Genomic DNA, 4,457 nt, shown 5'->3' on the forward strand with positions numbered 1-4,457 from the left:
GCCTCGCCGACGCGGCGACGCCGGAAGCGCTCGTCACGGCTGCCACCGAGCGGCTGGGTCCGGTCACGGGCCTCGTCATGTCGCACTGCGAGTCGGTCGACAGCGGGATCCTCTCGACCTCGCTCGAGAGCTGGGACCGGCACTACGCCGTCAACGCCCGCGCCCCGTGGCTGCTCATCCGCGCGTTCGGCGAGCGGCTCCCGGTGCAGGCACCGGGCGGACCCGCAGCGGCCCGCGTCGTGGCCCTGACGAGCGACCACACCGCGAACAACCTGCCCTACGGCTCGAGCAAGGGCGCACTGGACCGCATCGTCATCGCGGCGGCGCTCGAGCTCGCCGACCGCGGCCTGCGTGCCAACGTGATCAACCCCGGCCCCATCGACACCGGGTGGATGGACGACCGGATCCGCGCTCTCGGCGTGGCCGAGACCCCTGCCGGCCGACTGGGCACCCCGCGCGACACCGCGGACCTCGTGCGGTTCCTCTTCTCCGAGGCCGGCGGCTGGATCAACGGCCAGCTGCTGCACAGCAACGGTGGTTTCAAGACCCCGTGAGGACGTCGCTCAGGGGGCGACCGGGTCGGCTGTCTCGATGAGGTGGAAGGCCGGCTCCTCGTAGGGGTGCGCCGCCCGGAGCGCCGCGACGACGTCGGCTCTCAGGTGCCGGTCGAGCACGAGCTCGACGCGGTCCTCGTCGACCGTCTCGAGGTCGCCGACGGCGCCGATGGTGGGGTTCGCCCCGGCGAGGGGCCGGAACCGGCCGGTGCCGCGCACCACGAAGGCGCAGTCGCGGTAGTCCCCGATGGCGCCGGCCCCCGCGGCGAAGACCGCCGCGAGGACGTCCTCGGTCGACTCGACGGGCGAGTAGAACACGAGGACGTCCAGCGGTGTGGTCATCGACCCTCGAACTCGGCCTTGCCCGGTCCCTGCTCGACGAACGAGGTCATGCCGATCTCGCGGTCCTTCGTCGCGAAGAGGGATGCGAAGAGCAGCCGCTCGATCTCGAGACCGGTCTCGAGATCCACCTCGAGACCGCGGTCGATGGCCTCCTTGGCGGCGCGGACGGCATACGACGCCGCCCCGACGAAGGTGGCCGCCCACTCGCGGGACGCCGTATAGACGTCGGCGGCCGGCACGACCTTGTCGGCGAGCCCGATCGCGAGCGCCTCCTGGGCGTCGACGAAGCGACCGCTGAAGATGATCTCCTTGGCACGCGAGGCACCGACGAGGCGCGACAGGCGCTGGGTGCCGCCGGCGCCCGGGATGACACCGAGGAGGATCTCCGGCTGGCCGAGCTTGGCGTCGTCCGCGACGACGCGGAAGTCGCAGGCCAGGGCCAGCTCGCAGCCTCCGCCGAGCGCGTAGCCCGTGATGGCGGCGATGACCGGCTTGGGGATGCGAGCGACGGCACTGATCGAGGTCATGAGCGGGCCGGAGCGCTCGACCATGTCGGTGTACGACATGGCCTGCATCTCCTTGATGTCCGCGCCGGCGGCGAAGACGCGCTCACCGCCGTAGACGATGACGGCCTTGACGTCGGGGCGAGCCGTCGCCTCCGAGGCAGCCTCGCGGATCTCCTCCTGGACCTGGACGTTGAGGGCGTTCATCTTCGGCCGGTCGAGACGGATCGTGCCGACGCCGTCCTCGACCTCGAGCCGGACGAACTCGCCCATCAGGCGTCGCCGGGCATGCCGGAGGGCGCGTCGTCCATCGGCAGCCAGGACTGGAAGAAGAAGCCCACGCTCTGGAGGATGTGGTTGACCGACAGCGGCACGAGGATGTCGAGGTCGGCGTTCGGGGTGATGACGTGCTCGGCGGAGACGACGAGGCTCTCCTGGACGAGCGAGAGCTTGACGATGTTGAGCTGCATCGTCAGGTCGTTGCAGCGGGCCAGGCGCTCGTTGCGGTCCGCTGAGACGGGCTCGGCGAGCTGCCACTGGCCGAAGAAGCGGACGAGGGCCAGGTCGCCCTCGGCCACCCGGGCGAAGAGCGTGGTGCTCGTGCCCTGGTCGTCGACGATGGCGAACTCGAGGTCGCCGTCGCCGTCGACGCTCGCCTCGATGCCGAGGCCCTTCAGGACCTCCAGGATGCGGTCGCGCACCGGTGCGTCGCTGGCGGAGGCGCCGTTGGGGCTCGCGGTGGGGCCGGCGTCGGGGGCGCTCGGCATGAAGTTGGGCAGCGAAGTCGGATCGGTCATGCGTCAACCGTAACCAGCCCGCGCGGCGAGGTCGATCCGACCCGGGGATGCCGTTGACCACCCCTACGCTCAGACACATGTGCCCGCCCCCGCCCGCGACCCCCGACCTGCCACCGGAGCTCGGGGTCCGGCTGACCGCCGAGGGGGCGCAGTTCTCCGTCTACGCCGGCCACGCTCGCTCGGTCGAGGTCTGTCTCTTCGACCAGGCCGGCGACGGCACGACGACGGAGCGGCGGGTGCAACTGCGTCACCGCGCCCACGGGACGTGGTTCGACACGGTGCCAGGGGTCAGCGCCGGCCAGCGCTACGCCTTCCGTGTCGACGGGGACTGGGACCCGGACCGGTCACTGCTGCACAACCCCGCCAAGGTGCTCCTCGACCCCTACGCCCGCGCCATCGAGGGCGAGGTGCGCCTCGACCCCGCCCTCTACGCCCATCGGGTCGGTCCCGACCTCCGGGGCGACCTCTGGGTGCGCGACGACCGCGACTCCGCGCCACACATGCCGCGCTGCGTCATCGTCGAGGACGAGTTCGACTGGGGGGCAGACGAGTTCCCGAGACGCTCGCTCACCGAGTCGCTGATCTACGAGGTGCACGTCAAGAACGCCACGAAGCTGCACCCGGGTGTCCCCGAGGAGCTCCGCGGCACGTATGCCGGCCTGGCCCATCCCGCCTTCGTCGACCACCTGCTCGGGCTGGGTGTCACGGCCGTCGAGCTGCTGCCGATCCACACCTTCACGCACGAGCCCGACCTCGTGCTGCGCGGGCTGACGAACCACTGGGGCTACAACACAATGGGATTCTTCGCGCCGCACGCGGCGTACGCGTCGAGGCCGGACCCGCAGGGCGCCCTCGATGAGTTCAAGGCGATGGTCAAGGACCTGCACGCCGCCGGCATCGAGGTGCTGCTCGACGTCGTCTACAACCACACGGCGGAGAACTCGCGGGAGCACATGACCCTCTCGTGGCGCGGGCTCGACCAGCGCGCCTACTACCGCGTCGACGGTCGCGGTCGTGACATCGACGTCACCGGATGCGGCAACACCCTCGACCTGACGCACCCCGTCGTGGCGCGGATGGTCCTCGACTCGTTGCGCTACTGGGTGCAGGAGTGCCACGTCGACGGCTTCCGATTCGACCTCGCCGTCGCGCTGGGACGCGGCAAGGACGACGGCTACGACACCGACCACCCCTTCCTCGTGGCGCTGCGCACCGACCCGTGCCTGTCGCGAGCGAAGCTCATCGCCGAGCCGTGGGACCTGGGTCTGCACGGCTGGCGAACCGGCCAGTTCCCCCCACCGTTCTCGGAGTGGAACGACCGCTACCGTGACGCGACCCGCACCTTCTGGCTGCGCGACCTCGCCGCGTCCGCGTCGGGCGGCGTCGGCCACGGCGTCCGTGAGCTGGCCACCCGGCTCGCCGGGTCGCAGGACCTCTTCGACCGGCACGACCGTGGCACCATCGCCTCGGTCAACTTCGTCACCGCCCACGACGGGTTCACGCTGGCCGACCTCACGGTCTACGACACGAAGCACAACGGGGTCAATGGTCACAGCGGGACCGACGGGTCCAACGACAACCGGTCGTGGAACCACGGGGTCGAGGGGCGCACCGACGACCCCGACATCGCCGCGGCCCGGCGCCGGTCGATGCGCAACCTGCTCGGCACGCTGCTGCTGTCGACCGGTGTGCCGATGCTGGGCGCCGGGGACGAGATCGGACGCAGCCAGCGCGGCAACAACAACCCGTACGCCCAGGACAACGAGATCACCTGGACGTCGTGGGACCTCGATCCGTGGCAGGAGGACCTGCTCGAGACCACCCGCCACCTCGTACGACTGCGTCGCGACCACCCGGTCCTTCGACAGCGGGCCTTCTTCTCCGGCCGGCGGATCCGCCCCGACGGCTCGACCGACCTCGCGTGGTTCAGGGCCGACGGCGCGCCGATGGGAGACCACTGGGACGGACCCGCGGTTGCCGTGCTGCAGGGTCTCTTCAACGGGGCCGCGATCTCCGAGCAGTCGGTGCTCCTCGTCGTCAACGGGTCGGCAGGCGCGGTCGACGTCACGCTGCCCGCGGCGCCTGGCGTGACGGCATACGTRCTCCTCTGGGACAGCACCGACGAGCGCCCCGCTCCCCCGAGCGATCCCGTTGCGGCGGGTGAGTTCGTGTCGATGGCTGCGGCCTCGATGCGCGTCTGGAGCTCGACCGGGGTCCAGCTCGACGGCGGCTGACGTGAAGAGCCCGGACCCCGAGCGGGG

The 4,457-nt window shown here is 71.0% G+C and carries 5 protein-coding genes; 2 read left to right on the forward strand and 3 right to left on the reverse strand.

Annotation, left to right across the window (positions count from 1 at the left end):
* The coding region (locus AC1DP0_RS18545; protein ID WP_478087300.1) for an SDR family oxidoreductase at positions 1-554 on the forward strand (554 nt) is incomplete at its 5' end.
* Between the two features lie 9 nt (positions 555-563).
* Here AC1DP0_RS18545 and AC1DP0_RS18550 read toward each other — a convergent pair.
* From AC1DP0_RS18550 to AC1DP0_RS18560, 3 genes are read right to left on the reverse strand one after another with little or no spacing between them, the layout of a single operon-like run.
* Positions 564-896 (reverse strand): hypothetical protein, encoded by a 333-nt coding sequence (locus tag AC1DP0_RS18550; protein WP_478087304.1) that lies wholly within the window; start codon positions 894-896, stop codon positions 564-566.
* Positions 893-1,672 (reverse strand): enoyl-CoA hydratase/isomerase family protein, encoded by a 780-nt coding sequence (locus AC1DP0_RS18555; protein ID WP_478087307.1) that lies wholly within the window; start codon positions 1,670-1,672, stop codon positions 893-895. Before AC1DP0_RS18555 ends, AC1DP0_RS18550 begins: the two co-directional genes overlap by 4 nt.
* Complete coding sequence (locus tag AC1DP0_RS18560) at positions 1,672-2,196, reverse strand: YbjN domain-containing protein (RefSeq protein ID WP_478087311.1); 525 nt, start codon at positions 2,194-2,196, stop codon at positions 1,672-1,674. Before AC1DP0_RS18560 ends, AC1DP0_RS18555 begins: the two co-directional genes overlap by 1 nt.
* A gap of 77 nt (positions 2,197-2,273) precedes the next feature.
* On the opposite strand from AC1DP0_RS18560, the gene glgX reads away from it, so the two are divergent.
* The gene (gene glgX / locus AC1DP0_RS18565; protein ID WP_478087313.1) at positions 2,274-4,430 is read left to right on the forward strand and encodes a glycogen debranching protein GlgX; all 2,157 of its coding nucleotides are present in this window, start codon (positions 2,274-2,276) and stop codon (positions 4,428-4,430) included.
* Positions 4,431-4,457 lie beyond the last annotated feature (27 nt).

It is taken from the genome of Terrabacter sp. P5_B1, from assembly GCF_056400505.1.

Excerpts from the sequence above, each read along its gene's own strand:
- AC1DP0_RS18560 (WP_478087311.1), bottom strand. The coding sequence starts at position 2,196 with ATGACCGATCCGACTTCGCTGCCCAACTTCATGCCGAGCGCCCCCGAC.
- AC1DP0_RS18555 (WP_478087307.1), bottom strand. The coding sequence starts at position 1,672 with ATGGGCGAGTTCGTCCGGCTCGAGGTCGAGGACGGCGTCGGCACGATC.
- AC1DP0_RS18550 (WP_478087304.1), bottom strand. The coding sequence starts at position 896 with ATGACCACACCGCTGGACGTCCTCGTGTTCTACTCGCCCGTCGAGTCG.